Origin of the sequence: Clostridium sp., from assembly GCF_047718555.1 — a bacterium.
In the GTDB taxonomy this organism is placed as follows: Bacteria; Bacillota; Clostridia; order Clostridiales; family Clostridiaceae; genus Clostridium_I.
The window spans coordinates 22,941-38,924 of sequence record NZ_JBDNRK010000020.1 but is presented as its reverse complement, the minus strand read 5'-3'; the positions used below and the strand labels follow the sequence as shown (position 1 = coordinate 38,924).

Genomic DNA, 15,984 nt, shown 5'->3' with positions numbered 1-15,984 from the left:
TCTTATAAAAATATAGTGAGGATGAATTCAATGGGAATTTTAGGGAAAATATTTGGATCTTATAGCGAAAGAGAAGTAAAGAGAATCATTCCAATTGTAGATAAAATAGAGAGTTTTGATGAAAAAATAAGTGTTTTAAATGATAATGAACTTAAAGAAAAAACAGAAGAGTTTAAAAATAGACTTAGCAACGGAGAAACATTAGATGATATACTTCCAGAGGCTTTTGCGGTAGTAAGAGAGGCTTCTTATAGAGTACTTGGAATGAAGCATTTTAGAGAACAGCTTATTGGTGGTATTGTGCTTCATCAAGGAAGAATTTCTGAAATGAAAACTGGTGAAGGTAAAACATTAGTTGCTACATTACCTTCATATTTGAATGCATTAACCGGTAAGGGTGTACATATAGTAACTGTAAATGATTATCTTGCAAAGAGAGATAAAGAATGGATGGGTAAGGTTTATGAATTTCTTGGCTTAAATGTAGGAGTTATACTTCATAATTTAAATCAGGATGAGAGGAAAGAAGCCTACGGTTCAGATATAACCTATGGAACTAATAATGAATTTGGTTTTGATTATTTAAGAGACAACATGGTTATATATAAAGAAGAAAGAGTTCAAAGACCATTAAACTATGCTATTGTGGATGAGGTTGACTCTATTTTGATAGATGAATCCAGAACTCCTCTTATAATTTCTGGTGAGGGAGATAAATCAACTGAATTCTATAAAGTAGCAGACGGATTTGCTAAAACACTTATAAAGGAAGATTATACAGTAGATGAGAAGTCAAATTCTGTAATATTGAATGACTCAGGAGTGGAAAAAGCAGAAAAGTTTTTTGATTTAGAAAATTATGCAGATGCTTCCAATATGGAAATTCAACATCACCTATCGCAAGCATTAAAAGCTAATTATATGATGAAAAAAGATAAAGATTATATGGTTAAGGATGGAGAAGTAGTTATAGTGGATGAGTTCACTGGAAGACTTATGGAAGGCAGAAGATATAGTGATGGTCTTCATCAGGCAATTGAAGCAAAAGAATCAGTAAGAGTTCAAAAAGAATCAAAAACTCTTGCTACTATTACATTCCAAAATTATTTTAGATTGTATAATAAGCTTTCTGGTATGACTGGTACTGCATTAACTGAAGAAGTAGAATTTAGAGAAATATATGGCTTAGATGTAATTGTTGTACCAACACATAGAGGTATTGCAAGAAAAGATTTTCCTGATCTTGTTTATAAAACAGAAATGGGAAAGTTTAATGCTATAGTTGACGAAATAGTAGAAACTAATAGAAATGGTCAGCCAGTACTTGTAGGTACCGTAAGTATAGAAAAATCAGAAGTACTTTCTGAGCTTTTAAAAAGAAAAGGTATAAGGCATCAAGTGCTTAATGCTAAATATCATGAAAAGGAAGCTGAAATTATATCCCGTGCAGGTGAAAAAGGCAGTATAACTATAGCTACAAACATGGCAGGTCGTGGTACGGATATTAAGCTTGGTGATGATGTTGTACAACTTGGTGGACTTAAGATAATTGGTACGGAAAGACATGAGTCAAGACGTATTGATAATCAATTGAGAGGTCGTTCTGGACGTCAAGGAGATCCAGGAAGTTCAAGATTCTATGTATCATTAGAAGACGATCTTATGAGAATATTTGGATCAGATAAATTAAGTGGCATGGTTGATAGACTTGGATTACAAGATGATGAAGCAATTGAAAGTAAAATGGTAAGTAATGCTATAGAAAATGCACAGAAAAAAGTTGAAGGTAATAATTTTGATATAAGAAAAACTTTGTTAAAATATGACGACGTAATGAATCAACAGAGAGAAATTATGTATAAACAAAGAGCACAAGTGCTTGAAGGCGAAGATATGAAATCACAAATCCAAGCCATGATTAGAGATCTTGTTTATACTTCTGTAGATTCACATTTAACAGATATAGAAGAGAATATAGAAGAAGATTTATTACATTTAATTGAATTTCTAGAGGATATATATGTACCAAAAGGCAAGGTTACTGTTGATGAATTAAAAGTATTGTCTAATGAGGAAATTAAAGATAAACTTTTACAGATAGCTATGGATATATATTCTGAAAAAGAGGAAAGCTTTGGTCCTGAACAAATGAGGGATATAGAGAGAGTAATTCTCCTAAGGGTAGTAGATACAAAGTGGATGGATCACATCGACAATATGGATCATCTGAAACAGGGTATGGGACTTAGAGCCTATAGACAGCAAGATCCTGTTCAGGCTTATCAGTTTGAAGGAAGTCAAATGTTTGATGAGATGATTTATAACATTAAAGTTGAAACAGTAAAATATTTATATCGTGTTCAGGTTGAAAGAGCTCCTGAAAGATTGAGAGTTATTAGACCAACTACTACAAACCATGGTGATACAGAAGAAGTGAGAGAACCTATAAGAAGGAAAGAAGAAAAAGTTGGAAGAAATGATCCTTGTCCTTGTGGATCTGGTAAAAAATATAAAAATTGTTGTGGAAAAAGAGCGTAGATAGGATGTGGTTACAGTGCTTATAAAGCTTGATGAGTGCTTAAGTGATACAAAAATACTTGAAGAGGGAATACAGGAAATAAGGGATTCACTTTGACCTGCCTTTAATGCAAGTAAAAATAGAGGAATTAGAGAATACCATGCAGGAGTCAGGCTTCTGGGATGGTATGAAGAGAGCTCAGGAAATAACTCAAGAAGCTAAAGCATTGAAAGACAAGGTAGAGTTAGTTAATTCTTTAGAGCAAAAATTAGAGGATGTTAAAGTTTTGATAGAAATGTGCCAAGAAGAAGAGGATGAAGATATTTTAGATGAAGTAATATCTGAAATTAAAGAATTGGATCTATCTATAGATAAATTTAGGATAGAAATTCTACTCTCTGGTGAATATGACAGGAATAATGCCATATTGGATTTGCATACTGGTGCAGGTGGTACAGATGCTCAAGATTGGACAGAAATGCTTCTTAGAATGTATACTCGTTGGGCGGAGTCAAAAAATTTTAAAGTTGAAACCTTAGACCTATTACCTGGTGATGAAGCAGGTATTAAAAGTGTTACACTAAAGATAACAGGAGAATTTGCATATGGATATTTAAAGGCGGAAAAGGGAATTCACAGACTTGTAAGAATATCCCCTTTTAATGCAAATGGTAAGAGGCAAACCTCCTTTGCTTCTGTAGAAGTTTTGCCTGAACTTACAGAAAGTCAGGATATTAATATAAAAACAGATGATTTAAGAATTGATACCTATAGATCTAGTGGGGCCGGTGGACAGCATGTAAATAAAACTGAATCTGCTATAAGAATAACCCATATCCCCACAGGAATAGTAGTTCAATGCCAAAATGAGAGAAGTCAGCATTCAAATAAAGAGTCAGCTATGACCATGCTTAAAGCTAAATTAGTTGAATTAAAAGAAAGAGCACATAAAGAAAAGATAGAAGATTTAACTGGTGAATTGAAAGATAATGGTTTTGGAAGTCAAATACGATCTTATGTTTTTCAGCCATATACTATGGTAAAAGATCATAGAACTGGTGTGGAGACGGGTAATATTGATTCAGTAATGGACGGGGATATAGACAATTTTATAACAGAATACTTAAAGAAAAATAGCCTATAAAACAAAAGAAGGACTATCTAAAAAATTTTTTCAGATAGTCCTTTTTAAATTCAAAACTTTAATAAACAATGATATAAGAAATAGAATAAATATATGACTAACTAAAATTTAATATTGATGAATTTACATCAGAAAGATTTGGTATTATTTTATCTGCCATATTTGTTTCTATGGTAATTCCTATTCCTATAGCTGTCATATTAAGCATTTTTGCTTCATTTAATCCATCTATTTCACTGTCAAATACAACACAGTTTTCAGGTGCAATATTAAGTCTTTCGGCAGCTTTAAGAAGAAAAGGCTTAAAATCAGAATCCAAATTGTTATCTGAGATGACGTCAAAGAAATCTTCAATTTTTAGAACTTTTACAATATCCAATAAATTACTATTGTTAGAAATAACAGCTAATTTCATGTCGGACATTCTTAGATCAATTAAAAATCTTTTAAGATCTTTTAATCCAATTGAATTTTTAGAATAATTTAAAATGTAGTCAAGGTGAAAAATACATCCTTCTACTTTTTTCAAAATTACACCCCCATCAATAAATAGAAATTTAATAAATCTATTATTGTATGAAAAATTTGTAATAATAAATCTAATATTGTTAAATTTATTATACAATCATAGTTTAATTTTATTATAATACAATTTAATGAGAAAATAACATTTGTTAAGAAAAATTAACATTGGTGTAATGATTTCCACTAAAGGGCAGCCATTTCTAAGTATCATAAATACCAAAGCAAAGAATTCTGTTAGTAAAGTATCAGAGGTTATAAATAAAAATTTTAACTTATGACGAGAATTTTGTTTATTATAATATAAATTAATCAATATACCAATATTTATAGATAGCAGTAAAATAAGTAATAATATATAATAGAAAAGGGTGTAATTATTATGAATGAATATTATCCAATAATGTTAAATGTAAAAGGTAAAAAATGTGGAGTTATTGGTGGCGGTAAGGTTGCATATAGAAAAATAACTACTTTATTAGAATGTGGAGCTGAAGTTTTAGTTATATCTAGAGAGATAATACAAGATATTAAAATGTTGGTAAATGAAAACAAGGTAATATATTTAGAAGATAATTATGATTTTAAATATATTTCAGACTCTTATCTTGTCTATGCTGCTACTAACGAAAAAGATATAAATGAGAAAATATATAAGCAATGCAATGAAAAAAACATTCTTGTGAATGTAGTTGATGAACCAGATATTTGTAATTTTATAGTTCCATCTAAGATTAAAAGAGGAGATTTGACAATAGCAGTATCTACTAATGGTAAAAGTCCAATGCTTGCCAAGAAAATAAGAGAGGATTTGGAACAAATTTATGATGATAAATTTGAAATATTTTTAGATATTATGGGACAGATAAGAAAAGAGGCTTTTGTTATTTTAAAAGATAGTAGGGTACGAAGTGAATTTTACAAACATATAGTATACTCAGATTTTATTAATAGATTGTCCTGCCATAATAGGGAGGGCATAAAAAAAGAAATAATGGATATTTTAATGGAGTATGAAAATTAGCTGTTTTTGTTGAATTTTAAAAGATAAATTCAGGATTTTTTATAAAACCCATTGACATATTCTTTAATATAAACTAAAATAAACATTAATATAGTAAAACCATTTAAACATAGCAGAATAGTTGGTATTAAAAAAGGTTAATAAATGATAATTTATTAACCAATAATCTTGTAAAAACTTTTTACCATTTTGGATAAAATGAATATGTTAAGGGGCTTATAAATGATAAAAGTTATTGATATATTGAGAAATATGAATAAAGATGCAAAAAATATTTTCAGTATTGTTCAAAAAAATGGTCCATTGACAAAGGCACAAATTATGGATTTATCCAAAATGAAATTGACAACATTAAATCGTATAATTAAGCCTATTATTGATGAAAAATTAATTGTTGAAGCAAGTATAGGTGAATCAACAGGGGGAAGAAGACCCAGCTTATATGATGTAAACACACTGGATTATGCATTTATTGGTATAGACATTTCTAGAATTTACACACAAGTTGTCTTTACTGATTTAAAACTCAATATACTTTATAAAGAACGATTTAATATGGACAGCTCCCATTCGCCAGAAAAGACAGTTGATAAAATAGCAGAGATATGTAAAAATGCAATTCATGTAGATGAGTTGAGGAATAGAGAATTAATTTCGGTAGGTCTTGGTACAGTTGGGCCAATGGATAATCAGAATGGCATAATGAAAAGTCCAGCTAATTTTATGTCAATGGGATGGACAGGTGTTCCAATAAAAGAAATGCTGCAAAAAAGCTTAAATTTAGAGGTATACATGGATAATGGAGCAAATGCAGCGGTTACAGTAGAAAATTTATTTGGATATGGAAAGAACTTAAAAAATATTGCTTACTTTAATTTTGGTATAGGTATAAGAACAGGTGCTATATCTGATGGGAATATAATAAGAACAATTAACGATGCAGAAGACGCTTTTGCTCATATGGTAATAAATGTAGATGGTGAAAAATGTATTTGTGGAAATTACGGTTGTGTTGAATGCTATTCTTCCATAAAATCTATTACAAAAAATTTCAAAAAGAGAATTACTATGGGTGAAAGTACTAAAATACAAAAATCTATAGATAATATTAATTATATTGATATAAGTCTGGCAGCACAAAATGGAGATAGTGCAGCAGCAGAGGTAATAAAAAAAGCAGCAGAGATATTTGGAACAGGATTATCAAATTTTATAAATTTATTGAATCCAGAATTAATTATTTTAAGTGGACCACTTATAATGGCCTCAGAGTTGTTTTATAAAATTAGTGTAGCTACAGCAAAGCAAAAATGCTATTTAAGTAAACATAGCAACATCTTTTTCAATAGAGGTGGTTATTTTAAAGAAAATGCAATTTCAGCGGGAGCTGCTGCTATGGCAATTGAGAATTTACTTAAAGAATATAAAAAATAAATTACGATAAAATGTCGGGTATTGAATTTTATGTATTTGAAAATGAATAAGTATATGTTAAAGCCAAGATGTTAGATATTAAATTTAAAATATATAGTTATTATAATGAGGAGGACAATCATGAAAGTTAAAGTAAATGGTGAAGTCAAAGAAATAAAGGATGCAGTAACAGTAACGGAGATATTGAAAATTGAAAATGTAGAAATGCCTGATATGGTATCAGTACAATTAAATGGAGAATTTGCAGAAAGAGATAAGTTTGACACCACAGTACTTAAGGAAAATGATGAAATTGAATTCCTATATTTCATGGGAGGTGGAAGCTGTGGATTTTAGTGAAGAGCAGATAGAGAGATATTCAAGGCACATAATTTTGTCTGAAGTTGGAGTTGAAGGCCAGGAAAAATTACTTAATTCAAAGGTACTTATAATAGGAACTGGTGGACTTGGAGCACCAGCAGCTATGTATTTGGCAGCGGCTGGAATTGGTACTATTGGGCTTGTAGATGGAGACGCTGTAGATCTTTCCAATTTACAAAGACAGATAATTCATCAAACTGCAGATGTTGGTAAATTAAAGGCTGAATCCGGTAAGGAGACTATTAATGCTATAAATCCAGATGTAAAGGTAATTACATATAATGAATTTGCAACTTCAGAAAATATAATGGATATAATAAAGGATCAGGATTACGATTTTATATTGGATGGTACAGATAATTTCCCAGCAAAATTTTTAATAAATGATGCTTGTGTACTTGCTAAGAAACCATTTTCCCATGCAGGTATAATAAGATTCCAGGGGCAACTTACAACTTATATACCTGACAATGGAACACCTTGTTATAGATGTATTTTCCAATCACCACCACCAGAGGGAGTTGTACCAACTTGTAGAGAAGCTGGTGTAATAGGTGCTATGGGAGGAATAATTGGAACACTTCAGGCCATGGAGGCAATTAAATATCTACTTGGACTTGGAGAGACTTTAGCAGGATATCTTTTAACTTATGATGCATTAAAAATGGAGTTTAAAAAGATAAAAATAAATCATAATAAAAAATGTGGAGTATGTGGTGACAATCCAACAATTGATACATTAATTGATTATGCTAAACCAGCGTGTGATTTAAAAACAGGAAATCTAGGCATGTGAGAATAAATAGGAAGTCAAAGATGCGACGAATATTTTGAATGATACAAGGAAACAGGTTCCGAAGATAGTGAGCTATCTGAGGGTTCTGTTGACGCAGTAGGATTCAAAATATTCTAGCATACTGACTGGTTATTTATTTGAATATGACTCGAATGGGTGATTATATGATTTATATAGAAAAAAAAGAGTATGAAAAAATTATAGAGCAGGCCAAAAAAGAATTTCCAAATGAGTGCTGTGGTTTTCTTGCAGGAAATAAGAAGGAACAGAATTTATTTATAAAAACAGCATATGCAATGACAAATATAGATGCTAGCAGTGAACATTTTTCTATGGATCCAAAGGAACAGTTTAAAGCTGTAAAGTCTATAAGAGAAAATAATATGGAGTTAGTAGGGAATTATCATTCTCATCCATATACACCTTCACGTCCTTCGGAAGAGGATAAGAGACTTGCCTATGATCCAAAGGCTATCTATGGAATTTTGTCACTGGAAAAGGAAGAGCCAGTTTTTAATCTTTTTAAAATAGAAAAGGGTAATGTAGAAAAGATTCAATATGAAATTATTTAGAAATTTAAAATAATTATATGGGGTGATATGAGTGATAAAGATAACTGAAGACAATTTTAAAGCTATAGAAGATTTTAAAGAAAAAGCAGATCAGTATAAAAATGGAGAGATAGATCCACTTAGGTTTAAAGCTTTCAGAGTTTCAATGGGAGTCTATGAACAAAGAGCAAAGGAAACTTATATGGTTAGAACCAGAGTTCCAGGAGGAGTTATAACTTTTCAGCAGCTTCAGACCATAAACAGTATTGCAAAGAAGTATGCAAATGGCGGCATGCATATTACATCAAGACAGGATCTTCAATTTCATAATGTAAAACTTGAAGATGTTTATACTATTATGAAACAGCTTATAGAAGTTGGAATAATTACAAAAGGTACTGGAGGAAATACTGTAAGGAATGTACAATGTGCATCACTTTCAGGGGTTTCAACAGATGATGTATTTGATGTAACTCCATATGTGAGAGAGGTAACTAATTATTTAATAAAAGATCCTTCAAATATGAATCTTCCAAGAAAATATAAATTAGCTTTTTCAAATAGTGCAGTGGATGAAGCTGATGCTACAATATCAGATCTTGGTTTTATAGCTAAAGTACAGGATGGCAAAAAAGGGTTTGAAGTCTATGGCGGCGGCGGTTTCGGAGGTAATCCTAGAGTATCTCTGAAATTGGCAGATTTTATTGAGGATAAGGATGTAATATATTACGTTCAGGGTATGAAAGAGCTTTTTGAAAAAGAAGGAGATAGATCCAATAAAAATAAAGCTAGAATAAGATACATAGTTGCAAGACTTGGAAAAGAAAAATTTATTCAGCGTTTTGAAGAGGAATTGGCAAGAGTAAGGAAAGAAAAGAATCTTGATCTTAATATAGATGAACCTTATGAAAAATATGCCGCTGATAATATAAAAGCTGTGGATAAATCACTTAAGAATATAATATTCCCACAGAAACAAAAGGGCCTTTATTCTGTATATGTACATCCACAAAGTGGTAATTTGACTTCAGAAAATCTAGATAAGGTTATAAACTTTATAAATACTTTAGAATATGGCACTTCCATAAGGGTGACAAATACTCAAGGTTTCTTTGTAAGAGATTTAAAGGAAAAAGATGCAGCTGAATTATCAGATGTAGTTCTTCAATTTACATCTAGATTTAATATAGATAATTCCATAACCTGTGCAGGAGCTTCTACCTGTCAATTGGGACTTTGTCTTTCACAAAATCTTTTAAAGGGAATTAAAGAGGAATTTAATGATGCCAGCGATGATATAAAATATGCTTTACCAAGAATATATATATCAGGATGTCCAAATTCTTGTGCAGTACATGAAAAGGGGAAGATAGGTCTAAGTGGAAGAGCAACAAGAACTGAAGATGGACTTATACCAATGTATACAATTTTCCTTGGAGGAAAAGTTGGTGCTGGTGGTGCAAAAATGGGTGAGGTTTATGGAGACATACCGGCTAAAAAAATTCCTAAGTATCTCTACAAATTAGCAGAATTAAAAAGTAAATCTTCTTATGAGGATTTTGATGAATTTTTAGATAACAGTAAGGAAGAAATTAAGAACCTTGTAAAAGAATACAGTAATTTAGAAAGCTTTGCCGAAAATTCTGATCTTTACTATGATTTTGGAGCTTGTAATAAATTCACATTAGAAGGAAGAGGAGCAGGCGAGTGTAGTACAGGGGTTATTGATGTTATTAAACTTGATCTTTCTAATGCAGAAGGAGCCCTTGCAAAGTATAAAACTACTAAGGAAGATGTTGATTTATATTCTTCAGCTGTATCATCTGCTAGAGCACTTCTTGTCCTAAATGGAGTAGATACAAATAAGGATAGAGAGATTTTTAATACCTTTAAGAAGGATTTTGTTGACACAGGATATGTAAAAGCTGAAATAGCTGGCTTATTTGATACACTTATAGATTACAAGCTAGGTGATATAAAAAATATAGCTGATAAGACAGAGGATATAGAATATCTTTATAATAAAGTGAAGGCTATGTATGACTCATTAGACGGACAATTGCATATAACTCTTTCCAAAGAAGCTGAAAAAGAAGAAACTAAGGAAAACTTAGAAGATAAGCAAGAAAATTCATATGAAGTGATTGACTTTAGAGGAGTAAAATGTCCTATAAACTTTGTAAAAGTTAAGGTTGAGTTGGCAAAAATAAAATCTGGAGAAAAAAGAGGATTTTATTTAGATGATGGAGCTCCTATAGATAATGTGCCTAAAAGTGTAGAAAAAGAAGGACATAGAATAGTAAACATTGATACTAATTATGATGGATATAATCTGCTTGTAGTAGAAAAGAAATAATTAAAACTAAGTTAGTATAGTGGAGGTTGTATATGAAATTTAATACCAAACTTATTCACGGAAATCGTAAAGCAGATGAAACTGGGGCTACTAATACACCTATTTATCTTTCTAATGCTTATGCACATGATTCAGCAGAGAAACTTGAAAGTATTTTAATGGGAACTAGTATGGGCTATGCTTATACTAGAATATCCAATCCTACAGTTACAGCCTTTGAAAGAAGAATTGCCAGCGTAGAAGGTGGTATGATTGCTACTTCGGCAGCATCAGGTATGAGTGCAATATATCTGGCAATTACTAATATAGTGGAAGCAGGAGATGAAATAATTGCTTCCAGTGGGCTATTTGGTGGAACCTATACTTTAATGAGAAACCTAAAGTCCTTTGGTATAAGTGTTAAATTTTTAGACAGTATAACTGAAGAAACTCTAAGAGAAAATATAAGTGTAAATACAAAATTAGTATTTGCAGAAACTATAGGAAATCCAAAACTTGATATTCTGGATATAGATGAAGTTTCAAGGGTTTGTAAAGAAAATGACGTGATTTTAATAGTTGACTCTACGGTGACTACACCATATCTTATAAAGCCATTGGAGCATGGGGCAGACATAGTTATACACTCTACTTCTAAATATATAAACGGTACTTCAAATTCCATTGGTGGAATTATAGTAGATGGTGGCAGTAATAAATACAGTAATGAGAAATTTAAGAACTTCAAAGATTTTGCTAAAAAGTTTGGGAAAATGGCATTTACAGCAAAGCTTAGAGCTACTGTGGGCAGAGATATAGGTGCAGCTTTATCACCAGTTAATGCATTTTTAAATCTCACAGGAATTGAGACTTTGTCACTTAGAATGAAGGAGCACTGCAAGAACTCTATGGCTGTAGCTGAATATTTAAGTGAAAATAAAAAAGTTGTTTCTGTAAATTATCCTAAGCTTAAAAACTCAGAATACTATAGCTTAGCTGAGAAGTATTATGAAAGAGGTGCCAGCGGAGTTTTAACTTTTAGACTTGGAACAAAAGAAAATGCGTTTAAATTTGTAAATAATCTAAAGCTTATATCAAATTTAACTAATATAGGAGATACAAAGACATTAATTATTCATCCCTCTTCTACTATTTGTGCAGGAAATACAGAGGAGGAAAAACTTCAAATGGGAGTTTATGATGATCTTTTGAGAATGTCTGTTGGAATTGAGGATATAGAAGATATAATAGCTGATATCAAATGTGCTTTAGAAGCAATATGAGGTGATTCTGTGGGAATAAAGGCAACAAATATAGTTTGGCAGCAGACAAATGTAAGCAGACAGGATAGAGAAAAACTACTTCGACAGAAGGGTATACTAATCTGGTTTACAGGGCTTTCAGGGTCTGGCAAGTCAACTGTGGCAACTATGCTTGAAAAGAAGCTTCACGATATGGGAAAGCTCACATATTTATTGGATGGCGATAATGTAAGACATGGTTTGAATTCTGATCTTGGATTTTCTAAAGAAGATAGAATTGAAAATATAAGAAGAATAGCAGAACTTTCAAAATTATTTGTGGATGCAGGAGTTATAACTATAACAACTTTCATTTCACCATTTATAAAGGATAGGGAAGCTGTAAGGGAACTTTTAAAAGATGATTTCATAGAAGTTTACATAGATTGTCCCATAGAGGTTTGTGAGAAGAGAGATCCAAAGGGTATATATAAAAAAGCCAGAAAAGGTGAGATTAAAAATTTTACAGGTATAGATTCACCTTATGAACCTCCTGTTAATCCGGAAGTAACAGTGAAAACACACGTAGACAGCTTAGAAGAATGTGTATCTAAAATTATAGATTATCTAGAGCTCAAGTAATCTGTTGTAAAATTAATTTTATCCGATGACTACCCACTCTAACACTCTCATCTTATTCAAAGTTGGAGTAAAGAGTGGCTACGTCCCTGGATAATGATTTCTAAGTATCACAACCGATACTAAGAACTCTGTTTATAGAAATCAGTTTAGGCATATGAAAATAAATAGTAAGTCAAAGATGCGACGTATATTTTGAATCATACAAGGAAACAGGTTCTGAGGATAGTGAGCTATCTGAGGGTTCTGTTGACGCAGTAGGATTAAAAATAGGCTAGCATACTGACTAGTTATTTATTTGAATGTGCCTAAAGATACCATAAAGGTAATTAAAGTGAGGACAATACCGATGAAATTAGAACCTAAAATTATTACTACAGATATTCTTATAATAGGCGGTGGTGCTGCAGGTTGCTTTGCAGCCATCACTGCCGCTAAATCAGATATAAAGGTAACTATTGCGGAAAAGGCAAACATAAAAAGAAGTGGATGTCTTGCAGCAGGAGTTAATGCCTTGAATGCCTATATAACAAAGGATGAAACACCAGAATCTTTTGTAGAATATGTGAAAAAGGAGTTCAATGAAGTTATAAGGGAAGACCTTGTATATTCCATTGCTAAAAGACTTAATAAAGTAACTAAGGATATAGAAGATGCTGGACTTACCATTTTAAAGGATGATGCTGGTGAGTATGTAACCAGAGGCAAGCGAAGCATAAAAATAAATGGTGAAAATATTAAACCAATACTGGCAGATATGGTTAAAAACATAGAAAACATAAAGGTTATAAATAGATTGAACATTATAGATTACATTGAGAAAGATGGAAAGATAATAGGGGCATACGGATTTTCTCTAGACACTGATGAGTTTTATGTAATACATGCAAAGGCAGTAATATGCACTACAGGAGGAGCAGCTGGGATATATAAACCTAATAATCCTACTTTTTCAAGGCATAAAATGTGGTATAGTCCCTTTGATACTGGGGCAGGTTATGCTATGGGCATAAGGGCTGGGGCCGAAATGACTACCTTTGAAATGAGGTTTATAGCACTTAGATGTAAAGATACCATAGCACCTACAGGAACTATAGCACAGGGAGTTAGAACACCTCAGGTAAATGGTTCAAAAGAATTATATGTAAATAAATATGGCAAACCTACTACAATTAATAGATTATATTCCACAGTTATGGAAAATTTAAATGGAGAAGGTCCTTGTTATTTAAAGACTACAGGTATAACAAAGGAGCAGAATGAGGAATTACTTAAGGCTTATTTAAATATGGCACCAGCACAAACTTTGAAGTGGATAGAGAATGGTACTTCACCGGCCACGGAGGATGTAGAAATTGAAGGAACAGAACCTTATATTGTTGGAGGTCATACAGCTAGTGGATACTGGGTAGATACTAATAGAAAGACTACTTTAAATGGTTTATATGCAGCAGGAGATGTAGCAGGTGGCAGCCCTAAGAAATATGTAACGGGATGCTTTGCAGAGGCTGAAATAGCTGCTGAGGAAGCGGTAAAGTATGTACAAACTGTACAATTTGAAGAAGTTTCAAAGCTTCATATTGAAAAAGAACTGAAAAAGATTAACAATTTCTTTGAAAATAAATTTTCGTTATATTCTATAGAAGAAGTAGAAGAAGCCATGCAAAAAGTAATGGACGAATATTCCGGTGGTATATCTCAAAATTATAGATATAGTGATAAAAAACTTGGTATAGCAGCAAAGAGAATTGAAGAGCTTATTGAAATAACTGAAAAGCTTAATGCAAAAGATACTCATGAATTATTATTTATATATGAAATACTTGATAGATTGTATGTAGCTAAAGTATTAATTTGTCATCTAGCAGCCAGACACGAAACTAGATGGAAATGCTATCAGGAAAATGAAGATTATACAAAAATAGATGATGAAAACTGGCGAAGATATGTAAATTCTATTCATAGAGATGGAAAAGTTAAAATTATATTTAGAGATTTAGTGGGAAGGGATGAAATCTATGAGCATAAAAATTGATAAAGATAAATGTGTTGGTTGTGGAAGATGTATAGATGTTTGTCCTGGTACCTTAATATATAAAGACAAAGAAAATAAGGCATATATAAAATATAAAGAGAACTGCTGGGGATGTACAGCTTGCCTAAAAGAATGTAAAGTAGCTGCAATTAAGTACTATTTAGGAGCAGATATTGGTGGTAACGGCGCCAGCTTATATGTAGAACAGGATAAAGATATATTAAATTGGAATATTACAGACAAAAACGGTAAGAAAACAATAATAACCACTAATAGAAAAGAATCAAATAAGTATTAGAAGCTTGAAGTTTGAAGTCAATTTATTTTCTTAAAGGGGGCATAAGATGAGGAGAAAAAAGAGTTTATTTTTACTTATTGTGATTCTAATTTTCAGTTTGTTATTCATCAACGGTTGTGAAAAAAAGCAGAATGTTAGTGATGGCTCTACTGTAAGAATTGCCTATTTCCCTAATATAACTCACTCTCAAGCACTGATAGGAATGAAAAATGGAGAGTTTCAAAAGGAACTTGGTAATACTAAAATTGAATGGAAACAATTTAATGCAGGAGCCTCTGAACTTGAAGCTTTTCTTGCAGGAGCAGTAGATATTGGATATATAGGACCGGGACCGGCTATAAGTGGTTATATGAAATCTAAGGGTGATATACAAATAATAAGTGGTGCAGCTGATGGAGGAGCAGTATTAGTTGGAAAGAAAGGCACTAATATAAAAACTGTTAAGGATTTGTCTGGTAAAAAAGTTGCCATACCGCAATATGGTAATACTCAAGACTTATGTCTGAGATTTTTACTCCAGGAAAATGGACTGAAAGATGCGGCAAAGGGTGGAACCGTTGAAATAGTACAGGCAGATAATCCGGATATACAGTCACTTTTGCAGAATGGTTTTATTGATGCTGCATTAGTACCTGAACCTTGGGGAGCTACCCTGCAGGAAAAGATAGGAGCATCAGTAATATTTAATTATAACCAGATATGGAGACAGGGTAACTATCCTACAGCAGTTATAGCAGTAAGGAGAGAATTTCTTCAGCAGCATCCAGATATAGTAGAAAAATTTCTTAGAGTACATTTGGAGATAACTGGTTATATAAATAAAGATGAAGAGCAGGCGGTGGCTGATACTAATGATGAATTTGCTGCTTTAACTAGGAAACCATTGTCCAAGAATGTTTTGAATATTGCTTTTAACAGGATAACAGCTACTGTAGACCCACAGGCACAGGCTGTAAGAGATATGATTCAAATGTCTATAAAAGCAGGCTTTATAAGAGAACCATACAGTGATAAAGATTTATTTAAGCTAGATATTCTCAATAAAATTTTAAAAGAAAACGGACAGAAAACCATTAATTAGATGTAA

Annotated in this window: 14 protein-coding genes; 13 read left to right on the top strand and 1 reads right to left on the bottom strand. The window is 32.0% G+C overall.

What is annotated here, in order from left to right; translation table 11 throughout:
- Positions 1–30 precede the first annotated feature (30 nt).
- Together secA and prfB are read left to right on the top strand one after the other, a co-directional pair.
- Positions 31–2,538 carry a preprotein translocase subunit SecA gene (gene secA, locus ABF633_RS09875; RefSeq protein ID WP_415523526.1) on the top strand — a complete coding sequence of 836 codons (2,508 nt, stop codon included), beginning with the start codon at positions 31–33 and terminating at the stop codon, positions 2,536–2,538.
- 16 nt (positions 2,539–2,554) lie between these two features.
- A protein-coding gene (prfB, locus tag ABF633_RS09870) for a peptide chain release factor 2 (RefSeq protein ID WP_415523554.1) occupies positions 2,555–3,662 on the top strand; the annotation gives its coding sequence in 2 pieces (ribosomal slippage) (positions 2,555–2,632 and positions 2,634–3,662; 1,107 coding nt in all).
- Positions 3,663–3,759: 97 nt separating this feature from the next.
- Here the strand turns inward: prfB and ABF633_RS09865 are convergent.
- A complete protein-coding gene (locus ABF633_RS09865) occupies positions 3,760–4,191 on the bottom strand; it encodes an HAD hydrolase-like protein (RefSeq protein ID WP_415523525.1) in 432 nt (143 codons plus the stop codon).
- 375 nt (positions 4,192–4,566) lie between these two features.
- Here ABF633_RS09865 and ABF633_RS09860 point away from each other — a divergent pair, with 375 nt between their 5' ends.
- The 11 genes from ABF633_RS09860 (at position 4,567) to ABF633_RS09810 (ending at position 15,978) form a co-directional block, all read left to right on the top strand.
- The gene (locus tag ABF633_RS09860; protein WP_415523524.1) at positions 4,567–5,208 is read left to right on the top strand and encodes a precorrin-2 dehydrogenase/sirohydrochlorin ferrochelatase family protein; all 642 of its coding nucleotides are present in this window, start codon (positions 4,567–4,569) and stop codon (positions 5,206–5,208) included.
- Positions 5,209–5,430: 222 nt separating this feature from the next.
- Positions 5,431–6,642 (top strand): ROK family protein, encoded by a 1,212-nt coding sequence (locus tag ABF633_RS09855; RefSeq protein ID WP_415523523.1) that lies wholly within the window; start codon positions 5,431–5,433, stop codon positions 6,640–6,642.
- A 120-nt stretch (positions 6,643–6,762) separates the two neighbouring features.
- Positions 6,763–6,978, top strand: a complete 216-nt coding sequence (gene thiS / locus ABF633_RS09850) for a sulfur carrier protein ThiS (RefSeq protein WP_415523522.1) — start codon at positions 6,763–6,765, stop codon at positions 6,976–6,978.
- The gene (locus ABF633_RS09845) at positions 6,968–7,798 is read left to right on the top strand and encodes a HesA/MoeB/ThiF family protein (protein WP_415523521.1); all 831 of its coding nucleotides are present in this window, start codon (positions 6,968–6,970) and stop codon (positions 7,796–7,798) included. The genes thiS and ABF633_RS09845 overlap by 11 nt, the downstream gene beginning before the upstream one ends.
- A gap of 164 nt (positions 7,799–7,962) precedes the next feature.
- Positions 7,963–8,370, top strand: a complete 408-nt coding sequence (locus ABF633_RS09840; RefSeq protein ID WP_415523519.1) for a M67 family metallopeptidase — start codon at positions 7,963–7,965, stop codon at positions 8,368–8,370.
- A 31-nt stretch (positions 8,371–8,401) separates the two neighbouring features.
- The gene (locus ABF633_RS09835) at positions 8,402–10,705 is read left to right on the top strand and encodes a sulfurtransferase TusA family protein (protein ID WP_415523517.1); all 2,304 of its coding nucleotides are present in this window, start codon (positions 8,402–8,404) and stop codon (positions 10,703–10,705) included.
- A 32-nt stretch (positions 10,706–10,737) separates the two neighbouring features.
- Complete coding sequence (locus ABF633_RS09830; RefSeq protein WP_415523515.1) at positions 10,738–11,967, top strand: O-acetylhomoserine aminocarboxypropyltransferase/cysteine synthase family protein; 1,230 nt, start codon at positions 10,738–10,740, stop codon at positions 11,965–11,967.
- 9 nt (positions 11,968–11,976) lie between these two features.
- Positions 11,977–12,567 carry an adenylyl-sulfate kinase gene (gene cysC / locus ABF633_RS09825; RefSeq protein ID WP_415523513.1) on the top strand — a complete coding sequence of 197 codons (591 nt, stop codon included), beginning with the start codon at positions 11,977–11,979 and terminating at the stop codon, positions 12,565–12,567.
- Between the two features lie 346 nt (positions 12,568–12,913).
- Positions 12,914–14,599, top strand: coding sequence for an adenylyl-sulfate reductase subunit alpha (locus ABF633_RS09820; RefSeq protein ID WP_415523512.1), 1,686 nt, complete (start codon positions 12,914–12,916; stop codon positions 14,597–14,599).
- A complete protein-coding gene (locus tag ABF633_RS09815; protein ID WP_415523511.1) occupies positions 14,583–14,897 on the top strand; it encodes a ferredoxin family protein in 315 nt (104 codons plus the stop codon). The genes ABF633_RS09820 and ABF633_RS09815 overlap by 17 nt, the downstream gene beginning before the upstream one ends.
- Before the next feature lie 46 nt (positions 14,898–14,943).
- Positions 14,944–15,978 carry an aliphatic sulfonate ABC transporter substrate-binding protein gene (locus ABF633_RS09810; RefSeq protein WP_415523510.1) on the top strand — a complete coding sequence of 345 codons (1,035 nt, stop codon included), beginning with the start codon at positions 14,944–14,946 and terminating at the stop codon, positions 15,976–15,978.
- Positions 15,979–15,984: the final 6 nt, after the last annotated feature.

What these genes read in the sequence shown, in the direction of transcription:
- ABF633_RS09830 (WP_415523515.1), top strand. Translation starts at nt 10,738, where the DNA reads ATGAAATTTAATACCAAACTTATTCACGGAAATCGTAAAGCAGATGAA.
- secA (WP_415523526.1), top strand. Translation starts at nt 31, where the DNA reads ATGGGAATTTTAGGGAAAATATTTGGATCTTATAGCGAAAGAGAAGTA.
- ABF633_RS09820 (WP_415523512.1), top strand. Translation starts at nt 12,914, where the DNA reads ATGAAATTAGAACCTAAAATTATTACTACAGATATTCTTATAATAGGC.
- ABF633_RS09855 (WP_415523523.1), top strand. Translation starts at nt 5,431, where the DNA reads ATGATAAAAGTTATTGATATATTGAGAAATATGAATAAAGATGCAAAA.
- ABF633_RS09815 (WP_415523511.1), top strand. Translation starts at nt 14,583, where the DNA reads ATGAGCATAAAAATTGATAAAGATAAATGTGTTGGTTGTGGAAGATGT.
- ABF633_RS09840 (WP_415523519.1), top strand. Translation starts at nt 7,963, where the DNA reads ATGATTTATATAGAAAAAAAAGAGTATGAAAAAATTATAGAGCAGGCC.
- ABF633_RS09810 (WP_415523510.1), top strand. Translation starts at nt 14,944, where the DNA reads ATGAGGAGAAAAAAGAGTTTATTTTTACTTATTGTGATTCTAATTTTC.
- ABF633_RS09860 (WP_415523524.1), top strand. Translation starts at nt 4,567, where the DNA reads ATGAATGAATATTATCCAATAATGTTAAATGTAAAAGGTAAAAAATGT.
- thiS (WP_415523522.1), top strand. Translation starts at nt 6,763, where the DNA reads ATGAAAGTTAAAGTAAATGGTGAAGTCAAAGAAATAAAGGATGCAGTA.